The organism is Massilia mucilaginosa, assembly GCF_011682145.1.
GTDB classification, from domain to species: Bacteria; Pseudomonadota; Gammaproteobacteria; order Burkholderiales; family Burkholderiaceae_D; genus Telluria_A; species Telluria_A mucilaginosa.
Genome location: NZ_WHJH01000001.1, coordinates 492,905 through 511,308, shown reverse-complemented (window position 1 = coordinate 511,308; position 18,404 = coordinate 492,905). Strand labels below are relative to the sequence as shown.

The window sequence follows — 18,404 nt, the reverse complement described above, 5'->3', positions numbered from 1 at the left end:
GCGGGTCAGACCAGATTATCCACCAAGTCGAGCACACTGGCGCGCTCATGGCTTGGGGCGAACAAGGCGGCGCGCGCGTCGCACTGGCGCCGCAGCAGTGCGTGGAAGGCGTCGTCGCCGATGCAGCGCTCGATCAGGCGCGCCAGCGCGGGGGCGTCGCCCGGCGCGAAATAGCCCGCGTAGTCCTCGCCCAGCATGCCGCGGTTGCCGCTGATATCGCTGGCCAGCACCGGCACCGCGCTGGTGACGGCTTCGATGATGACGTTGGCGCCGCCTTCCATGTGCGAGGCGATCACCATCGCGTGGCAGCGCTTGAGGCGCTGGCGCGCCTCGGCGTGCGCCAGGTTGCCGAGCCACCGGTAGCGCGGATTGGCCGCCGCCGTGGCGCGCGCCGCCTCGCCCAGCGCGGCATCGAGCGCGCCGCCGATGTGCAGCAGGCGCGCGCGCGGGCTGGTGACCAGGGCGCTGGCGCGCATGAAGGTCAGCGGATCTTTTTCGGCGCGCAGGTGGCCGATCATGCAGATGTCGGCATGGCGCCGTGCGGGCGCGTGGCGGTGCGGCGCCAGCGCCGGCGCCGACTGGTAAATCACGCGCGTCTTCGCATGCAGGGCGGGCGGCAGCAGGGCCAGGCCGGCGCTTTGCAGCAGCACCAGGGCGCTGGCGTGCTGCAGCGAAGCCCGGGCCTCGGCGCAGGTGGCAATGTCGCGATACAGGTCGGTCCCGGTCAGCACCAGCACCGAGGGCCGCTGCGGGCAGGCCAGCGCATACGCGGCCAGCGCCCCGGCCGAGCGGCGCGCGTGCAGGGCGATGAGCAGGTCGGGCGCGCCGTCCGACGGCTGCCATCCGGGGGCGATGGCGACCCGGTAGCGCGCGCGCAGGAAGTGCGCCCAGCGGCGGGCGGTCTGCCAGTTGCCGTTGTTTTCCTTCGCCGAGGCGGGACTGACAATGAGTAGCTGTTTCTTCACGCAGCGCTGCCTTTGAAAAAGTCGTTACAATCGACGCCATGAACTCAACCACCGCATCGATCCCGGCATCCTTCCGGCACGCCAGGGGGCAGCAACTGGCCGAGGCGCTCCAGGGTGCCCGAAATTATACGCTTGGCCTGTTCGACTGCTTCGCCGCCACCGGCTACGACAGCCTGGCGCGCGTGCCGCACATCGCCACCATCAATCCGCCGCTGTGGGAACTGGGGCACACGGCGTGGTTTGCCGAGTGGTTCATCCTGCGCGAGGCGGCATCGAGCCACCCGGCCGACGCCCAGCGCCATTCGCTGCTCACGCGCGGCGACGACTGGTTCGATTCGAACACCGTGCCGCACCGCTCGCGCTGGACGCTCGACCTGCCCAGCCCCGGCGCGCTCAAGACCTACTGCCATGAAGTGCTCGACCGCACGCTCGACAAGCTCTCGCGCGAGGCCGGCGTCGATCAGGCATTGTATCCGTACCGGCTGGCGCTGGCGCACGAAGACATGCACGGCGAGGCCTATCTGTACACCTTGCAGACCCTGGGCGTGCAGGTGCCGGACCAGCTGCTGCGCGCGTCCTTGCTGGCCGCGCCCTCGTCCGAGATCGCCTATCCGGGCGGGACCTTGCTGCTGGGCGGCGTGCAGGAGGGTGGCTTCGCGTTCGATAACGAGCGCCAGGCGCACCCGGTGTACGTGGCGCCGTTTCGCATCGATGCGGGCCTGGTGACGAATGCCCAGTTCGCCGATTTTGTCGCCGATGGCGGCTACCAGAACCGCCAGTACTGGAGCGCGGCCGGCAGCGCGTGGCTGATGGGACAGGAGCGTTCCTCGCCGCGCTACTGGCAGCGCGACGGCGACCAGTGGCGCAGCATGCGCTTCGGGCGCATGTCAACCCTGGCGCCGGCCGAGCCGGTGCGCCATGTGTGCCTGTTCGAGGCGCAGGCGTATTGCGCGTGGGCAGGGCGCCGTTTGCCGGGTGAGGCGGAGTGGGAGTATGCGGCGATGTCGGGGCAGGCCGGGTTCCGCTGGGGCCAGCTGTGGGAGTGGACCAGCAGCGCGTTCGAACCGTATCCGGGCTTCGTGGCGGACCGCTACCGCGAGTATTCGGCGCCATGGTTCATGACGCACCAGGTGCTGCGGGGAGCGTCCTTCGCCACGCCCTCGCGCTTTGCGTCGGCGCGCTTCCGCAATTTTTTCAAGCCGGAGCGCGACGATATCTTTTGCGGCTTCCGCACCTGCGCACTCTGATCAGAACGATCCCGCCAGGGTGCCGAGCGTGACCACGACGGCCAGTGCGGCGAGGGGGCCGGCGACGGCCACCATGAAAATGTCGCCGTAGGCGCGGCGGTGATCGAGCTTGCAGATCGACAGCAAGGTGATGACGGCGCCATTGTGGGGGAGCGAATCGAGCCCGCCCGTGGCGATGGTGGTGACCCGGTGCAGCAGCTCGGGCGCGATGCCGGCGCTGCGTGCCAGCGCCAGATAGTCCGGGCCGAGCGTCTCGAGGGCGATACTCATCCCGCCCGAGGCCGAACCGGTGATCCCGGCCAGCAGGTTGACGGCAATGGCCAGTGAAATGAGCGGCTGCCCGGGAGCGATGCCGAGCACCGCGTCGCGCAGCATGGCAAAGGCGGCGAGCGACGCGATGACCGCCCCAAAACCGACCAGCGACGCCGTATTAAAGATCGGCAGCAGGGCGGCATTGGCGCCCTCGTCGAGGATCCGGCGCAGGCCATCGAGGCGCCGGTAGTTGAACGCCACCAGCGCCAGGATCGAGAGCGCCAGCGCGCACAGGATGGACCAGATGCCGATCACCTGCGCCAGGGTGGCCGGCGCGTAGGGCGCCAGGGCAAGGTAAGACGTATCGAGCGCAACGAAGACATGGGCGGAGAACACATAGTTGAGCGCCACCACCAGCACGATCGGCAGCAGCGCCGCCCAGGCTGGGGGTGTGCCGGCGGCGCTGGCGCCGCACGGGCCGCCATCGCCCTGGCCCGGCGGGCGCGGTGCCGGAGCCTGGACCGGGCCAGCGGCGGCGTGCGCACAGGGATCGGCCCGGCCGCGCAGGCGGCGCGCGCGCCAGTTCAGCCAGGCCATGCCCAGTCCCAGCATGACAAGGCCGGCCAGGATGCCCAGGCCGGGGGCGGCGAACGGGGTGGTCTGGAAGTAGGGCATCGGGATCGCATTCTGGATCGCCGGCGTGCCGGGCAGCGCGGTCATGGTGAAGGTGAAGGCGCCCAGCGCGATGGTCGCCGGTATCAGGCGTGCCGGCAGGCGCGCGCGCTCGAACAGGGCGGCGGCGATCGGATGCACCGCGAATGCGACCACGAACAGCGACACGCCGCCATAGGTGAGAATGGCGCAGGCAAGCACAATGGACAAGATGGCGCGCTGCGCACCGAGGCACGCGCCGATCCAGTCGGCCACGGCGGCGGCGGCGCCGCAGGCCTGCATCAGCTTGCCGAAGATGGCGCCCAGCAGGAATAACGGAAAATACAGGGCGATGAAGCCGCCCAGGGCCTTCATGAAAACCTGCGTATAGCTGGCCAGCAGCGGGGCGTCGGCGCTCAACAGCGCGGCCAGCATGGCCAGCAGCGGCGCCAGCAGCAGCACGCTGACGCCGCGGTAAGCGAGCCACACCAGCAGCACCAGGGCCAGCGCGATGCCGGCGATGCCGCTCATGCGGGCCGGCCGGCGTCGGCGCGCGCCCTCATTTGACCAGCGTTACCGGCACATCGACAGTTTGCAGCACGCGCGTGGCGACCGAGCCGATCAGGATGGCGGCAAGTGGCCCCATGCCGCGCGTGCCCATGACGACCGCATCGCATCCGGCTTCGTGGATATACTGCGCGATCTCGGAGGCGGAGGCGCCGGCGCGGCAGTGCAGTTCGACGCTCACGCCGGCGCTCTCGAATACCTGGACGGCGGGCGCCATCAAGGCGGCGGCTGCGGCGCCGTAGCGGCTTTCGACCTCGTGCCGCACCAGGGCGCCGTGCGGGGCCAGGGTGACCGGATCGAACACGTGCAGCAGGCTGACGCGCAGGCCGGGGATCAGGGCCGCCAGCTCGGCGGCGTGGCGGGCGGCGCGGGTGGCGCTGGGGGAGCCGTCGAACGGCAGCAAAAGATGTTTCATCGGATTTCCTGGAGAGCGCAGTTTGGCGGTAAAGCAGAGGCTACCGATTGCCCCCGACATTTCCCTTGACCTGCATCAAAAACATGCGCTTCGCCGATGCTATGCGCGTAGCGCCCGCGGATGCCATCGCCGCGTATTTTCGATGCGTGAAAACGCGCCAGGCGAAAAAAACGGCCGCCGAAGCAGCCGTTCTTTAGTCGGTCGTTACAGCGAACGATTAACGGTCGCCGTACGAGGTACGGGTGCGCTCGGAGGCCGGACGCGGGTTCGAACCCTTGTAGCCGCCGCCCGCCGCGCCTTCCTTGCGCGGAGCGCCCGGTTTGCTGAACGTACGCTGGCCTGGCTTGGCGCCGCCGCGGTTGTCGCCTGGTTTCCAGGTGCCTGGACGGGCAGCCGAGCGTGGCGCCGACGCGGTTTTCTTCGGCTCGAAGCCTTCGATCACGTTGACCGGAATGAGCTGCTTGGTGAAGCGCTCGATGCGCTTGACGTTCATGCCTTCGGCATGGTTCACCAGCGAGATCGCCAGGCCATTGCGGCCGGCACGGCCGGTACGGCCGATACGGTGCACATAGTCTTCAGGGAACTTCGGCAGGTCATAGTTGAACACGTGGGTGATGTTCGGGACATCGATACCACGGGCTGCAACGTCGGTCGCCACCAGCACGCGAACCTGGCCGCGGCGCAGGCCGTCGAGCGTACGGTTACGCGCGCCCTGGTGCATGTCGCCATGCAGTGCGGCAGCCGAGAAACCGGCGATGTTCAGGCGGTCGGCGATGGTGTCGGCGTCACGCTTGGTGGCGGTGAAGACCACGGCCTGGTCCAGCGTTTCGTCGCGCAGCAGATGGTCGAGCAGGCGGTTCTTGTGCGACAGGTCGTCGACGAAGTGAACGCGCTGCACGATGTTTTCGTGCTTCGATGCCGAACCGGTGATCTGGATGGTCATCGGGTCGGTCGTGATGCGGCGCGCCATGTTGCCAACCATGCCGTCGAGCGTTGCCGAGAACAGCATCGTCTGGCGGTTGGCAGGCGTCGCGGCGATGATTTTTTCGATGTCGTCGATGAAGCCCATGTCGAGCATGCGGTCAGCTTCGTCCAGCACCAGGATTTCGAGTTCCGAGAAATCGATCTTGCCCGATTCCATATGGTCGATCAGACGGCCAGGGGTGGCGACCAGGATTTCCGGGTTGCGCGCCAGCAGTTGCATCTGTTTAGGATAAGGCATGCCGCCCAGGATCGACACGGCCTTGATACGGCGGATCTGGGTGCCGTATTTTTCGGTGGCGCTGGTCACTTGCAGGGCCAGTTCGCGGGTCGGGGTCAGCACCAGCATTTTAGGCTGTGCAGCTTTGAAACGTGGACGCTCGCCGCGGGCACGCGCATTTTGCGCTTCCTGGGCTGCGTTCTTGGACGCCTGCGATTGCTCGGCAACGGCGAATTTGTGGAGTGCTGGCAGCATGAATGCTGCGGTCTTGCCGGAACCGGTCTGCGACGATACCAGCAGGTCGCGGCCGCTGATGGCGGCAGGAACAGCTTGCTCCTGGACTGGGGTCGGCACGGTGTAACCGGCATCGGTTACTGCTTTTACGATAGACGCGTGGAGGCCTAATGCTTCAAAACTCATTATGTTTTTTTCTTTCGGTATAGATCAGCGCCCGAGCACATGCTCCGAGCGCAAAATAGCAACGCCAACCAACACAACGAAATGACTCAGGATGAAAGAAATTTCGGCACAAAAGCTTTGCGCCGGGACGGTGTCAGGTGCGACACACAAGGCGGGAGGGCTTTATTGAGGGTATCCGTGGGATACGCCTAGGCTTGCGAAGCTGCTAGTTTTACTTCTTTGTTACTGCTAAGGGCCATCGCTTCAGTCTGATTGCGAGAAACGTATTGCAGCGCACAAACAACACTATACAGTAGTTTCACTGTACTTGTACAGGTAAATCCGAATAGTGTGTATGCAAGGACTGGATTTACTGAAGAAGTCTTGGTAGATAAACGGGGATGCGACGGGTGCGGCCGACGCACCCGCCACCGGGCATCAGCCGCCGCGCCGCTTGTAGCGCGGGGACTCGCTGGCTGCCGTCTTGGCGCCGCGTGCGGACACGCGGGTTTTGAGCGCGGCGACCTTGCCTTTGATGCGTTCGGCATTGGTCTGCTTTTCGGCCCGGCCGCCGCGACGGCCGGCGCGTTCGGCTTCGAAGGCCATCACCGCGTTGTCGACGACGTGCTCGGCGATATCGGAATGGACCGAACTGGAGATTTTCGGCACCAGGATGGTGGAGCCGGCCTTCAGGCGCGTTGCTGCCGGAATATTGTTAGCCTGGCGAATCACTTCCGGGGTGGTGCCGAAGCGCGACGCCAGCGACGCAATGCTGTCTTTCGCGCCGGTAATCTTGTGCGTGGTCCAGGTCGACAGGGAACGGCCCCATTGCGCCAGGTTCAGGTGGAACTTTTCGGCATTTTCCTGGGGCAGCAAAATCTTGGTCTGTTCGCCGCCGGTGATGACCGGGCGGTTGAACTGCGGATTGAGCGCCTTGAACTCTTCGACCGATAATTCGGCCAGCTGGGCCGCGATGGTCAGGTCGATGTCGCTGGTCTTGTCGATCGCGGTGAAATACGGCGAATTGTCGATCACCGGCAGCGAGACGTGGTACTGGGCCGGGTTGGCGATGATGTTCTTGACCGCTTGCAGCTTCGGCACGTACTCGCGCGTTTCGGCCGGCATGTGCTCGTACAGGCTTTCGTAGTCGGTCGGCTTGCCGAGCGCCTGGTTCTTCTTGATGGCGCGCTGGACATTGCCTTCGCCCCAGTTGTAGGCGGCCAGGGCCAGCGGCCAGTCGCCGAACATGCCGTACAGGCGCTGCAGGTAGGTCAGCGCGGCATCGGTCGAGGCCAGCACGCCGCGGCGCTCGTCCTTGAACATGTTTTGCTTGAGATTGAAATCCTTGCCGGTGCCGGGCACGAACTGCCACATGCCGGCGGCGTTGGCCTTGGAATAGGCTTGCGGATTGAAGGCCGATTCGATAATCGGCAGCAAAGCCAGCTCGGTCGGCATGTTGCGCTTTTCGAGTTCCTGGACCACGTGGAACAGGTAACGCGAGGCCCGCGCCGAGGTGCGGGCAATATAGTCGGGACGGGTGCTGTACCACTTGACGTGCTTGGCAACAAGCTCGTTCTCGATATCGGGAATCGCGTAACCGGTGCGGATACGGCCCCAGACATCGGCTTCCTTGTATTCATCGGCCTTGACGGCGGGGAAGGCCTGGAGCGGGGCTGGTGCTGGCTTGACAGTCGGGGCGAGCGGCGCGACGTTGGTCGAGACGGAGTCGACCGCGTGGCTGAGCGCTGGCGCGAGCATCAGAACGAGGACTGCAAGTGAAGTGGTATTGCGTGTCGTTTTTTGCATAGCGTTCCATTGTTGGGTCCGAAAACTGCCGGACAGACGAATAGATAAGCTCGGAGTGTACGTACCACTTCCGCTTTGAGTCAAGTCAAATAAGTGTGTGCGAAGCAAATATTTTGACAACACTTCCGACCAATATTGTTGCATCGGAAAAGACCAATTGCCGGGAGTATGCCTTAAAAATGCCAGGATGCCATCAGTGTATGGACGGGAACGCTTCAGATACTCCCGGGGGGTATGCATGATTTTCTCCTATGGCAAAGATGAGCCGGAGAGCGCTGCGCGGGGCTGTCGGGGCCGGGCACGGTACGCCGGGGAATAATACCAAAACCGCCGCGCCGCCGGGGTGGGGCGGATCGGTCGACGGGTCCTAAAGTACCCCGAAACGCGGGGGTGCCTATGAGGTGGCGCAAAGAGTGCGTACAATTTGGGTTTGCGGCCTCCGCTTGCGGCGCCCGCTTGCGGCGTGCGCTTGCGCCGCGCGTACTTCTTCTTATATCAGTGAAAGCATCACCATGAGCACCCCCAATCTGAACGCCGACGATGAGCAGATCATTGCCGCTACCCAACAATGGCTGGAAAAAGCCGTCATCGGACTCAATTTGTGTCCGTTCGCCAAAGCCGTTCATGTGAAAAAGCAGGTGCGGTACGTCGTGTCCAGCGCCACCACGCCGGAAGTCTTGCTCGAAACCCTGATGAATGAGCTGCAACTGCTGTCCGATACCGATCCGGAAAAGATCGACACCACCTTGCTGATCCATCCCTTCGTCCTGACCGACTTCCTGGACTACAACGAATTCCTCGACGTGGCCGATGCGGCGCTGGAAGACATGCAGCTCGACGGCGAACTGCAGGTGGCCAGTTTCCACCCGCAATACCAGTTCGCGGACACCGCTATCAACGATATCAGCAACTTCACCAACCGCGCCCCGTACCCGATCCTGCACCTGCTGCGCGAAGACAGCATCGAACGCGCGGTCGAGGCCTTCCCGGAAGCGTCCGAGATTTTCGACAAGAATATTGAAACGATGGAAAAGCTCGGCCATGACGGCTGGGACGCGCTCGATGTCGGCCCCGCCAAGTGAGGGCGGCGTGAAGCCGCCTGAGCGGCCGGACACGCCCTGTGTCGCAGTCTGCTCGACCACGTTCGACGAAATCTGCCGCGGCTGCGGGCGCAGCGTGGTGGAAGTGGCGCACTGGGTCTCGATGAGCGAGGCCGAAAAGGAAGTGGTCTGGGTGCGCATCCTCGCGCAAGGCTACCCGCGCCGCAATACCTGAATGCTTGCTCGGGAGGCGCACCGGGCTCGTTCGGTCTTCACTGCGTCTCCACCTCGCGGGGCGAGCCGGGATGGACCCGCTGCCCGATGTCCGTGAGCCGCGCCAGCTGGTCGAGCATGGCGGGCGCCTCGTCGAGGCTGCACACGAAGGTCCACAGGTAGGTCATGACGGCATAAATATGGCCGGCCGAGGCCGCATCGCGCATCGCCAGGCGGATGATGGCAAGCGCAAACAGGGTTGCCGCCAGCATGCCGATGCACAGAAAAGCGATCGCCTCCCGATCGGACAAACCGATGCGCAGCCTTGAGAGGAAGCGGTAGTGACGCGTGAGCGTGTGCGCTCCCACGTCTTGTACCAGCCCGATTTCCTTTTCCAGCTGGTCGTTCAGGCGCTGGTGCAGCATCTGGTTGCGCCGGGCGAAACGCGGCATCAGGCCCGCGCACAGCAGCAGCGCCGTCAGGCAGGCGAGGCCAATCCAGCGCTCGATCAGCACCAGCATCACCGACGCGCCGACGATCGACACCAGCGCGGTCGCGATGGCCGGCACATGCTTCTCGAAGAAATCGACAAACTCGCGCGCCAGCACCACGCGTGCGGCCGCCGTGGAGGTGCTTTGCTTGTGCAAGCGCTGGTTCAGGATGACCGGGACAGCCAGGTCGGCATAAATCCGGGTGAAAATGCGCGTGTCGAGCGCACGGCGCACGGCGCGCGGCGCCGATCAGCCAGAACGCCAGCACCACGGCCGCGTACAACATGGCACTGGCGGCGTCTTTGCGCAAGATGGCGTCGACGGCAAACCCGGCGAACAAAGGATATGCCAGCAGCAAGGCGTTTTCCAGGGCCACCAGCAGCATGGTCAGGGAGAGTTTGCCAGCATAGGTGCGCGCCAGCACCCTGAGGGTGGCGTTGGCCGATGGCTGGGCTGGCGCGGTAGCGGCCGGGAGGGAAGTGGGGCGTGTCATGACTGGCGTGAAACCTGAGATAGCGCTAGAATTGAGCGAGTGCTCAAGTCTACTTGAGCACTCGCTCAAACGCAACCGTTCACTGGAATCCCCCCATGCCCGCCATCGACCGTAAAAGCCAGATCCTCGCCAGCGCGCTGGAAATGTTTCTTCAAAAAGGCTTCGCGAATGTCTCAACGCGCGATGTAACCCGGCATGCCGGCTTGTCGAACAGTCATCTTTATCACTATTTCGGGGACTGGGAATGCCTGCGCCGCGAGGCTTTCCTGCGCTTTGCCAATTTACAGCTTGAGCAGATTATCGCGCTGACGCGCTCGGGAAGTCCCGCTGACGCGCTGCGCAGCTTCCTGCGCGAGTGCCTGCCGGCGACCGCCGATCCGGTCTGGAGGCTGTGGTTCGACGTGTGGGACGAGGCGATGCACGACGCCGCCCTGGCCGCCACCTATCGGGAGATCAATACCAATTGGCATGAAGCGCTGGGGCGGCTCATCGAACGCGGGCTTGCCGGTGGTGATTTTCGCTGTCGCTCGACCGAGCGCGCGGGACGGCAGATCTTTGCGTTGACAATGGGGTATGCGGACGAGTTGCTTTTGTCGCCGTCGGATGCGGCGGCGCAGCGCGCGTTCAGCGAAGTATGGGAGCTTGTTTCCATGGTGCTCGGTATGCCGGTCGCGCCATGCGATGCGTAAATGAGCCGCCGCGCCCCGATGCGCGATCGGGGCGGGCAGGGGAGCCGGGCAGCTCCCCTCACTATATAGTGTGTGTGGGCCGCTTAAAACGAGCCGATGAAGTCTTTCTTGCCCACTTCAACGCCGTTATGGCGCAGGATCGCGTACGCGGTGGTGGCGTGGAAATAGAAGTGCGGCAGCGCGTAATGCGCCAGATACACCTGGCCCTTGAACTGCTTGGCGTTGGCGCCGCTGCTGGTGCTGATGTCGCGCTGGGCACTCGCTTCGATGCCATCCTGCGGCAAGCCGTTGATGAAATCGAGCGTCTTGGCGATGCGGTCTTTCAGTTCGGCGAAAGTCTGCTCGGTATCGTCATAGCGCGGCACGTCCACGCCAGCCAGGCGGGCGCAGCAGCCCTTGGCGAAGTCGGCCGCTACCTGGACCTGGCGCAGGAAAGGGAACATGTCCGGATACAGACGCGCCTGCAGCAGGGCCGCCGGTTCGATCTTCTTGTCGGTGGCGTGGGCTTCGGCCTTGTCGATGACGGCCGACAGGCTGGTCAGGATTTGCTTGAAAACGGGCACCGAAGCGTCGTACATGGAAAAAGTCATGGGGAGTCCCTGTTAGAAAAGTGCTGCGATGATAGCAAGTCGGCGCGATTCGCGCTGAGGCGCCTGCCGTTTGCCACTCGTCGCCACCCATCGCCGGGTTCAGGGGCGCCATCTCCCTGTGCTTGCTGCGCGAACCACCCTGAGGTCCTCAGGCGCTGGTATCGATCCCGATCGTCCTGCCCTGGTTTTGCCGCAGGATGTCCATGGCCGATTCGAGCATCTTGCGCGTTAGCTGATCGTTGCGCGCGATGGCGCCGTCTATGCCGCTGCGCAACTTCTGGCTAGAGTCGATGCGTTCGCCATCGCCCTCGGCGGGCACCTCCGCGCCCCCGCCGGCCGGGATCTTCATGGTCATGGCCATGAACGGGCGGCCGTCGTCGAGCGACATTTGCCCGCTGCGGATCTGGCCGTTGGCCCAGTCGCGCATGTCCTGGCGCGTCATGCTGGTAAAGTCGGCTTGCCTGACGCCGGCGGCTTCCCGCGTGGCGTTGCCGGACGCCGCCGTCGATCGTGCGGCCTGGAACGGCGCCGGGGCTGTTGTCCGGGCTGAAAACAGCGGGGTGGTAGCGGGATCGATTTTCATGGAGGACCTCTGGTTTCGTCGTCAGGCATGGCTGGATGCTGGATTTTGAACGGAGTGGATCAATCTACCATCGATTGTTGCCGCTGCAAGCCTCGAAAAGAATGATTCTCATCCACGGTGGGATTGTGACCTGGATAGCGCACCCCGGTGCAAGCAATACGTCAACTGTTTTCCCCTCCGTCAGTAAAACGCCTCATCCTTCCGTGCTGTTGATGACTTGGCGGGTGCTTCCGTGCATAATTCCGCATAGAAAACTTTTATTGTCCAAATTATCATTCCGACATCCTCGCGTATGCTTTCCGACTCGCTGCATGCTTAGCACGGCCTACCAACGTTTCCGTACCAAGCTGGGCAAGCTGTACGGGCTGTCGATCTACGGCGCGCTGATGCTGGTCGTCTTCGGCGGACTGGTCATTCCCGCCATGATCGGCAGCTATGTGCTGATCGGCGTGCAGGAGCAGACGGCGGCCAAGGCGGTGCTGGGCGAGTCGCTGCGCCGCAACGTCGACATCCTCGCCCTCGGCATGCAGGAGTCGCTCTGGAACATGAACGCCGAATCGGCCCAGTCGCTGGTCGAATCGGTGATGCGCGATCCGTCGGTGCTGCATATCCAGGTGATCGGCCAGGCCGACGCCCAGTTCATCAACATCCATTCGGCCCAGCGCCCGGTCGGGAGAATCTACCGCGCCGAACGCGACATCCTGGTGCGCGGCGAGCGCATCGGCGTGGTCGTGGTCGAGATGGACGACGCCCGCAGCCAGCAGGAATTGCGCGGCAAGCAGTCCAACTACGCCTTCGTGCTGGCGTTCCAGCTGACCGTGTCGCTGGTGCTGATCGTGCTGTTCCTGAACAAGCGCTTGCTGGTGCCGCTGCGCCAGCTGATGAAGTTTTCCGACCGCCTCTCGCACGGCGACTTCGAAACGCGCCTCGAACTCGAAGGCAGCGATGAACTGGGCCGCCTGGCCAAGCAGATGGAGCAGATGCGGGTCGCCATCAAGCACCTGTTCGAAGACATCGGCCGGCGCGAGGAGCGCTTCCGCACCATCGTCACCCAGGTGCCGGGCGCGGTGTTCCGCGTGCGTCCGGGCGGCTCCATCGATTTTGTCAGCGACGCCATCGAAGACATTTCCGGCTACGCCGCCGCGCTGTTCATGCGCAGCACCACCGACGCCTGGTCGGACCTGATCTGCCCCGAAGACCGGCGCATGCAAAGCCGCACCGTGCGCGAGGCGATGAGCAGCGGGCGTCCGTACCAGATCGAGTACCGCATCATCGATTCGACCGGCACCGAGCGCTGGGTCTCCGAGAACGGCCAGCCGCAGGCCGCCGACAAGCTTGAGAATTCGTGGGTCGACGGGATCATCGCCGACATCAGCGAACGCAAACACAACGAAATGCGCATCGAGGCGCTGCTGACCGAGCAAAGCGCGATTCTCGACAATGTCATGTTCGGCGTGATGTTCGTGCGCGAACGGCGCATCGTGTCGGTCAACCGGCGCTGCGAAGACCTGTTCGGCTACGCCAGCGGCGAGATGACCGGCAAGCTGGCCGACATCATGTATCCGAGCCACGACGAATTCCTGCGCGCGGGCGAGCGCCAGTACGCGGCCCTGGCCGACGGCAAGGACTACAACGAGGAGCGCCAGTACATGAAGGAAGACGGCACCGTGTTCTGGTGCCGCGTGAGCGGCTGCGCGCTCGACCCGGAACGCCCCAACGGCGGCAGCATCTGGGTCTATGCCGACGTCACCGAGCGGCGCGAGGCCGAGGAAAAGCTGCGCCTGTCGGCCACGGTGCTCGAACATATCGCCGATGCCGTGATGGTGATCGACGTCGATCTCGTGATCGTGGCGGTCAACCCGGCGTTCACCCAGATCACCGGCTTCACCGACATCGAAGCGGTCGGCAAGGATGTGCGCCTGACCCGTTCTTCCACCGAAAGTCCGGCCATGTACCAGCAGATGTGGGCCGAACTGGAAGAAAACGGCTTCTGGCGCGGCGAGCGCTGGGACACGCGCAAGAACGGCGAAACCTATCTGCAGTGGCTGACCGTCTCCGCGGTGCGCGACGACCACGGCGCGACCACGCACTATGTGGCGGTGTTCAGCGATATCACCAAGGTCAAGGAATCGCAGGAGCAGCTCGACCACATGGCGCACCACGATTCGCTCACCGCGCTGCCCAACCGCCTGCTGTTCCACGACCGCCTGCAACACGCGCTGGCGCGCGCCTCGCGCGACGGCCAGCAGCTGGCGGTGATGTTCATCGACCTCGATCGCTTCAAGAACGTCAACGACACGCTCGGCCACCATGTGGGCGACGAATTGCTCAAACAGGTAGCGGCGGCCCTGCAGGGCAAGCTGCGCGAAGGCGACACGCTGGCGCGCCTGGGCGGCGACGAATTCATCGTCCTGCTCGAAAATGTGGGCGGCCAGGTCGGCGCCGGCCTGGTGGCCGAAAAACTGATGGCCATGTTCGAACAGCCTTTCATCATTTCCGATTACGAGCTGTTCGTCACCGGCAGTGTCGGCATCAGCGTGTTCCCGGACGATGCGGCCGACCTGACCATGCTGATCCGCAATGCCGACGTGGCCATGTACCAGGCCAAGGCGCGCGGGCGCAACGGCTATCGGTTCTATGCGCCGTCGATGACCGGCGAAGGCGTCGAGCGCCTGCGCCTGGAAGCGATGCTGCGCCGCTCGATCGACAAGAACGAGATTTTCCTGAACTACCAGCCGCAGGTCGAAATCGACACGGGCCGCCTGATCGGGGTCGAGGCGCTGGTGCGCTGGCACAATCCGGAGCTGGGCAATGTGACGCCGGTGCGCTTCATCCCGCTGGCCGAAGATACGGGCTTCATCAACCAGCTCGGCAAGTGGGTGCTGGAAGAGGCCTGCCGCCAGATGATCCGCTGGGAAGCGGCCGGCCTGCATGTGCCGAAGATCGCGGTCAACCTGTCGGTCAAGCAGTTCGAACGCGGCAGCATCGTCAACATGGTGGCCGACATCCTCCAGGAAACCGGCCTGGCGCCGCAGCGCCTGCAGCTGGAAGTGACCGAGTCGGTGATCATGAATACCGGCGACGCGCTGGTCTTCATCAACGACCTGCATTCGATCGGCGTGGGCCTGGCGATCGACGATTTCGGCACCGGCTACTCGTCGCTGGCCTACCTCAAGCAACTGCCGGTGCAGACCTTGAAAATCGACCGCAGCTTCATCAAGGATATCTCGACCGACGTCAACGACGAGGCGATCGCGATCGCCATCATCCAGCTTGGCAAGAGCATGAACCTGTCGGTCATCGCGGAAGGGGTCGAGACCGACGAGCAGGCCGCCTTCTTGCTGCGCCACGGCTGCAACCAGGCGCAGGGCTACCTGTACAGCCGCCCGGAGCTGCCGGACGCGATCCTGGCGCGCTGGAACCGGCTCGCGCCCCTGTAACTCGCGCCCCTGTAACTCGCGCCCCCCCCTTAGGTCGTACTGTCGCCGCGCGGCGCGCATGCTACAGTGCCACTCCCCACGCACGCCATGAGACTGCAATGAGCCAGAACGCACCGAAGAACAAGACCCGCCGCCGTTTCCTGCTGGGCGGCCTGGCCGCCGGCGGCGCGCTGGTGGTGGGCTGGGGCGTGCAGCCGCCGCGCCAGCGCCTGCACAGCGCGCAGCCGCTGGTGCTGGGCGGCGGCGCGGTGGCCCTGAACGGCTGGGTGGCGATCGCGCCCGACGGCACCGTGTCGGTGGTGGTGCCGCGCTGTGAGATGGGGCAGGGCGTCAACACCGCGCTGCCGATGCTGCTGGCCGAGGAGCTCGACGTGCCGCTGGCGCAGGTGCGCATCAGCCAGGCGCCGATCGACAAGATCTTCAGCAACCTGGAAGTGCTGCGCGAGACGCTGCCCTTCCATCCCGACGACCGCGGCAGCGTCAAGGAAGGCGCGCAGTGGATGCTCGCCAAAGTGGCGCGCGAGATGGGCATCATGATGACGGGCGGATCGAGCAGCGTCAAGGATGCCTGGCTGCCGATGCGCGAAGCCGGCGCCGTGGCGCGCGCCATGCTCATTGCCGCCGCCGCGCAGGAGTGGGGCGTGCCGGCCGCGCAGTGCAAGGGCAGCGCCGGCTTCGTGGTGCACCCGGGCGGCAAGCGCGCCTCGTACGGCAGCCTGGCGGCGAAAGCGGCGGCGGCGGGGCTCGACATCGGACCTGGCGACGTGCGCCTCAAGGAGCCGGCCGAGTTCACCCTGATCGGCACCCCGCAGGCGCGCCGCGATTCGCCGGCCAAGGTCAATGGCAGCGCCCTGTTCGGGATCGACGCGCGCCCGCCCGGCATGCTGTATGCGGCGCTGACGATGTCGCCGGTGGTGGGCGGCAAAGTCGCGTCGTTCGACGCCGCCGCCGCCAAAGCCATGCCGGGCGTGGTGGCGGTGGTCGGGCTGGCGCCTCCGGCGAGCCACCGGACCGGCGCCGGCGCCGGGGTGGCGGTGATTGCCGATTCTTACTGGCGCGCGCGCCAGGCGCTCGGCGCGCTGGCCGTCAAGTGGGACGAGGGCGCCAACGCCGGCCTGTCGAGCGCCGCTATTTTCAAGCAGTTCGCCAGCGCGCTCGATAACGAATCGGGCTTCACCTACTACGAGACGGGCGACGTGGCCGCGGCCACCGGGGCGGTGAAGGCAGGGGGCAAGACCATCCGCGCCGAATACCGCGCGCCGTTCCTCGCGCATGCCACCATGGAGCCGGTCAACTGCACCGCGCAGGTCGCGCACGGCAAGGTCAGGCTGTGGGCCTCGACCCAGGTGCCGAGCATGTGCGTCGACATGGCGGCCAAGGTGGCGGGCGTGGCGCGCGCCGACGTGTCGGTCGAGGTGATGCTGCTCGGCGGCGGCTTCGGGCGCCGGCTGGAAGTGGACATGGTGGGGCAGGCGGTGGCGCTGGCCATGGCGGCCGGCGGCAAGCCGGTGCAGCTGGTCTGGTCGCGCGAGGACGATATGACGCACGATGTGTACCGGCCGGCCGCGCTGGCGCGCTTTAGCGGCAGCGTGGACGCGCAGGGCCGTATCGTCGCCTACGACAACAAGTCGGCCAGCGGCTCGATCGGGCACCAGTATTTTCCGCGCAACCTGGGCCTGCCCGGCGTCGGCCCGGACAAGACCACGGCCGAAGGCGAATACGACATGCAGTACGAGATCGACAACCAGCGCGTGGTGCACGTGATCGTCGACAGCGCCGTGCCGCTCGGTTACTGGCGCTCGGTCGGGCACTCGCACAATGCCTTTTTCAAGGAAAGCTTCATCGACGAACTGGCGCATGCGGCCGGGCAGGATGGGGCGCCGTTCCGGCGCGCGCTGCTGGCGCGCCATCCGCGCCACCTGGCGGTGCTCGACGCGGCGCTGGCCAAAGCCGGCACGGCGCCGGCCGGACGCGCGCATGGCGTGGCCCTGCACCAGTCGTTCGGCAGCATCGTGGCGCAAGTGGCCGAGGTGTCGGTGACGGGCAAGCAAATCCGCGTGCACCGCGTGGTGTGCGCCATCGATTGCGGGCTGGCGGTCAACCCGAACATCATCGCGCAGCAGATGGAGTCGGCGGTGGTGTTCGGCCTGTCGGCCGCGCTGGGAGGCGAGATCACCGTGAAAAACGGGCGCATCGAGCAGGGCAATTTTGGCGATTACCCGGTGCTGCGGATCGACAGCGCGCCCGAGGTCGAGACGGTGATCATCAAGAGCGCCGAGCCGCCCGAGGGAGTCGGGGAGCCCGGCACGCCGCCGATCGCGCCGGCGCTGGCCAACGCGCTGTTCAAACTGACCGGGCAGCGCTTGCGCAGCTTGCCGCTGCGCCTGGCCTGACGGCCTATTTTTTGTCCATCGCTTTCATCAGTTCCGGCACCATCACCGGGAAGACGGTCTCCTGCAGATAGGTGTTCATACGCTCCTGCATCGCGGCCTCGGCCTTTTTGGCCTTGATCAGCTGGGCGCGGCGGGCCGGCTTCTTGTTGTCTTCGATAACGGCGCTGAGGTCGGCTTCGCTCAGGTCGTTGCCGATCGCGCGCGCTTTCAGGGCGACGATTTCTTCGAACGTCACCTGTTCCTTGAACAGGGTGGCGAGGCGCCTGGTCTCGGCTTCCATGCCCGTGGCGCTGTCCTCACCGACGAGGACGGCCACGCTTTCCATCATGCGCTCGCTCATCGTCGCCATCATCGCCGTGAATTCTTCGCGCGCGCCGGGCATCTCGAGCATCAGGGTGCGCGCCAGCGCTTCCTTCCGGTTCGCTGGCGGCGCGGGCGGCAGCGGCGCCGGTGCCGGGGCGCCGGGCTTTTGCGCACTGAGCGCCTCGACGCGTTCCTCCAGATACTTGCCCACCTCCGGCAACTGCTTGATGATGGCAGGCGTCATCTTGTTGGTGATGATCTGGCCGACCGGGCTTTGCGCATGGACGATCATCTCCTGCACATCGGCTTCTTCCAGCTCCTTCTGGTAAGTCTCGATGGCGATCGGTTCGAGCGCGGACCATTTGACGTATTTGCGGATAATCTTGTTGGTCTGGTCGTACATGGCCTTCTTTTTGGCCTTTTCCTTCGGCTTGGTTTCTTCCTTCCATTCCTTGGCCTTGACCGCCGACATGGTGTCGACGACATTGTCGGTCAGGCTGGAGATCTTGGAAACCTCGAAATAGCGGTGCAGGGTTTCCTTGGTAGCAGGGGCGGCGTGGGCTTGCGCCATGGCCAGGGTGAAGACGAATGCGGTGGCGGCGTAGCGCCCGGCGCTGATGAGGGATGCGTGCATGGTGGCTTTCGGCAGGGTGGTAAAAAATCAGT

General features: G+C 65.0%; 15 protein-coding genes and 1 pseudogene. 6 read left to right on the top strand and 10 right to left on the bottom strand.

What is annotated here, in order from left to right:
* Window positions 1–5: 5 nt before the first annotated feature.
* On the bottom strand, window positions 6–965 hold the full coding sequence (senB, locus tag F2P45_RS02270) for a selenoneine biosynthesis selenosugar synthase SenB (protein WP_166870141.1): 960 nt from the start codon (window positions 963–965) through the stop codon (window positions 6–8).
* A 38-nt stretch (window positions 966–1,003) separates the two neighbouring features.
* Between senB and senA the strand changes: the two genes are divergently transcribed.
* Complete coding sequence (senA, locus tag F2P45_RS02265; protein WP_229504878.1) at window positions 1,004–2,212, top strand: selenoneine synthase SenA; 1,209 nt, start codon at window positions 1,004–1,006, stop codon at window positions 2,210–2,212.
* Here senA and F2P45_RS02260 read toward each other — a convergent pair whose 3' ends face one another.
* The 4 genes from F2P45_RS02260 to F2P45_RS02245 form a co-directional block, all read right to left on the bottom strand.
* Window positions 2,213–3,646, bottom strand: coding sequence for a GntP family permease (locus F2P45_RS02260; RefSeq protein ID WP_166870140.1), 1,434 nt, complete (start codon window positions 3,644–3,646; stop codon window positions 2,213–2,215). It abuts the gene before it with no gap.
* Between the two features lie 28 nt (window positions 3,647–3,674).
* Window positions 3,675–4,097, bottom strand: coding sequence for a universal stress protein (locus F2P45_RS02255; protein WP_166870139.1), 423 nt, complete (start codon window positions 4,095–4,097; stop codon window positions 3,675–3,677).
* A gap of 217 nt (window positions 4,098–4,314) precedes the next feature.
* Window positions 4,315–5,718, bottom strand: coding sequence for a DEAD/DEAH box helicase (locus tag F2P45_RS02250; protein ID WP_166870138.1), 1,404 nt, complete (start codon window positions 5,716–5,718; stop codon window positions 4,315–4,317).
* Between the two features lie 417 nt (window positions 5,719–6,135).
* Window positions 6,136–7,503 (bottom strand): transglycosylase SLT domain-containing protein, encoded by a 1,368-nt coding sequence (locus F2P45_RS02245; protein ID WP_166870137.1) that lies wholly within the window; start codon window positions 7,501–7,503, stop codon window positions 6,136–6,138.
* A gap of 512 nt (window positions 7,504–8,015) precedes the next feature.
* Between F2P45_RS02245 and F2P45_RS02240 the strand changes: the two genes are divergently transcribed.
* Window positions 8,016–8,585, top strand: coding sequence for a DUF1415 domain-containing protein (locus F2P45_RS02240; protein WP_166870136.1), 570 nt, complete (start codon window positions 8,016–8,018; stop codon window positions 8,583–8,585).
* Window positions 8,566–8,778, top strand: coding sequence for a DUF1289 domain-containing protein (locus tag F2P45_RS02235; RefSeq protein WP_166870135.1), 213 nt, complete (start codon window positions 8,566–8,568; stop codon window positions 8,776–8,778). The genes F2P45_RS02240 and F2P45_RS02235 overlap by 20 nt, the downstream gene beginning before the upstream one ends.
* Before the next feature lie 37 nt (window positions 8,779–8,815).
* Here F2P45_RS02235 and F2P45_RS02230 read toward each other — a convergent pair whose 3' ends face one another.
* Window positions 8,816–9,481: an ABC transporter six-transmembrane domain-containing protein gene (locus F2P45_RS02230; RefSeq protein ID WP_370663196.1), complete on the bottom strand. Its 666-nt coding sequence runs from the start codon at window positions 9,479–9,481 to the stop codon at window positions 8,816–8,818.
* Between the two features lie 22 nt (window positions 9,482–9,503).
* A pseudogene (locus tag F2P45_RS37175) lies at window positions 9,504–9,740 on the bottom strand (ABC transporter six-transmembrane domain-containing protein); the annotation flags it as partial.
* A gap of 95 nt (window positions 9,741–9,835) precedes the next feature.
* Here F2P45_RS37175 and F2P45_RS02225 point away from each other — a divergent pair.
* On the top strand, window positions 9,836–10,429 hold the full coding sequence (locus F2P45_RS02225; protein ID WP_166870134.1) for a TetR/AcrR family transcriptional regulator: 594 nt from the start codon (window positions 9,836–9,838) through the stop codon (window positions 10,427–10,429).
* Between the two features lie 83 nt (window positions 10,430–10,512).
* On the opposite strand, the gene F2P45_RS02220 is transcribed toward F2P45_RS02225, so the two are convergent.
* Both F2P45_RS02220 and F2P45_RS02215 read right to left on the bottom strand, forming a co-directional pair.
* Window positions 10,513–11,019, bottom strand: coding sequence for a DUF1993 domain-containing protein (locus tag F2P45_RS02220; protein WP_166870133.1), 507 nt, complete (start codon window positions 11,017–11,019; stop codon window positions 10,513–10,515).
* Window positions 11,020–11,167: 148 nt separating this feature from the next.
* Window positions 11,168–11,602 (bottom strand): hypothetical protein, encoded by a 435-nt coding sequence (locus tag F2P45_RS02215; RefSeq protein WP_166870132.1) that lies wholly within the window; start codon window positions 11,600–11,602, stop codon window positions 11,168–11,170.
* 311 nt (window positions 11,603–11,913) lie between these two features.
* Here F2P45_RS02215 and F2P45_RS02210 point away from each other — a divergent pair, with 311 nt between their 5' ends.
* Together F2P45_RS02210 and F2P45_RS02205 are read left to right on the top strand one after the other, a co-directional pair.
* A complete protein-coding gene (locus tag F2P45_RS02210; RefSeq protein ID WP_166870131.1) occupies window positions 11,914–15,042 on the top strand; it encodes a bifunctional diguanylate cyclase/phosphodiesterase in 3,129 nt (1,042 codons plus the stop codon).
* Window positions 15,043–15,140: 98 nt separating this feature from the next.
* Window positions 15,141–17,435 carry a xanthine dehydrogenase family protein molybdopterin-binding subunit gene (locus F2P45_RS02205; RefSeq protein ID WP_166870130.1) on the top strand — a complete coding sequence of 765 codons (2,295 nt, stop codon included), beginning with the start codon at window positions 15,141–15,143 and terminating at the stop codon, window positions 17,433–17,435.
* A 4-nt stretch (window positions 17,436–17,439) separates the two neighbouring features.
* On the opposite strand, the gene F2P45_RS02200 is transcribed toward F2P45_RS02205, so the two are convergent.
* A complete protein-coding gene (locus F2P45_RS02200; RefSeq protein ID WP_166870129.1) occupies window positions 17,440–18,372 on the bottom strand; it encodes a DUF2059 domain-containing protein in 933 nt (310 codons plus the stop codon).
* Between the last annotated feature and the right edge of the window lie 32 nt (window positions 18,373–18,404).

Excerpts from the sequence above, each read along its gene's own strand:
- senA (WP_229504878.1), top strand. The coding sequence starts at position 1,004 with ATGAACTCAACCACCGCATCGATCCCGGCATCCTTCCGGCACGCCAGG.
- F2P45_RS02260 (WP_166870140.1), bottom strand. The coding sequence starts at position 3,646 with ATGAGCGGCATCGCCGGCATCGCGCTGGCCCTGGTGCTGCTGGTGTGG.
- F2P45_RS02255 (WP_166870139.1), bottom strand. The coding sequence starts at position 4,097 with ATGAAACATCTTTTGCTGCCGTTCGACGGCTCCCCCAGCGCCACCCGC.
- F2P45_RS02250 (WP_166870138.1), bottom strand. The coding sequence starts at position 5,718 with ATGAGTTTTGAAGCATTAGGCCTCCACGCGTCTATCGTAAAAGCAGTA.
- F2P45_RS02245 (WP_166870137.1), bottom strand. The coding sequence starts at position 7,503 with ATGCAAAAAACGACACGCAATACCACTTCACTTGCAGTCCTCGTTCTG.
- F2P45_RS02240 (WP_166870136.1), top strand. The coding sequence starts at position 8,016 with ATGAGCACCCCCAATCTGAACGCCGACGATGAGCAGATCATTGCCGCT.
- F2P45_RS02235 (WP_166870135.1), top strand. The coding sequence starts at position 8,566 with ATGTCGGCCCCGCCAAGTGAGGGCGGCGTGAAGCCGCCTGAGCGGCCG.
- F2P45_RS02225 (WP_166870134.1), top strand. The coding sequence starts at position 9,836 with ATGCCCGCCATCGACCGTAAAAGCCAGATCCTCGCCAGCGCGCTGGAA.
- F2P45_RS02220 (WP_166870133.1), bottom strand. The coding sequence starts at position 11,019 with ATGACTTTTTCCATGTACGACGCTTCGGTGCCCGTTTTCAAGCAAATC.
- F2P45_RS02215 (WP_166870132.1), bottom strand. The coding sequence starts at position 11,602 with ATGAAAATCGATCCCGCTACCACCCCGCTGTTTTCAGCCCGGACAACA.
- F2P45_RS02210 (WP_166870131.1), top strand. The coding sequence starts at position 11,914 with ATGCTTAGCACGGCCTACCAACGTTTCCGTACCAAGCTGGGCAAGCTG.
- F2P45_RS02205 (WP_166870130.1), top strand. The coding sequence starts at position 15,141 with ATGAGCCAGAACGCACCGAAGAACAAGACCCGCCGCCGTTTCCTGCTG.
- F2P45_RS02200 (WP_166870129.1), bottom strand. The coding sequence starts at position 18,372 with ATGCACGCATCCCTCATCAGCGCCGGGCGCTACGCCGCCACCGCATTC.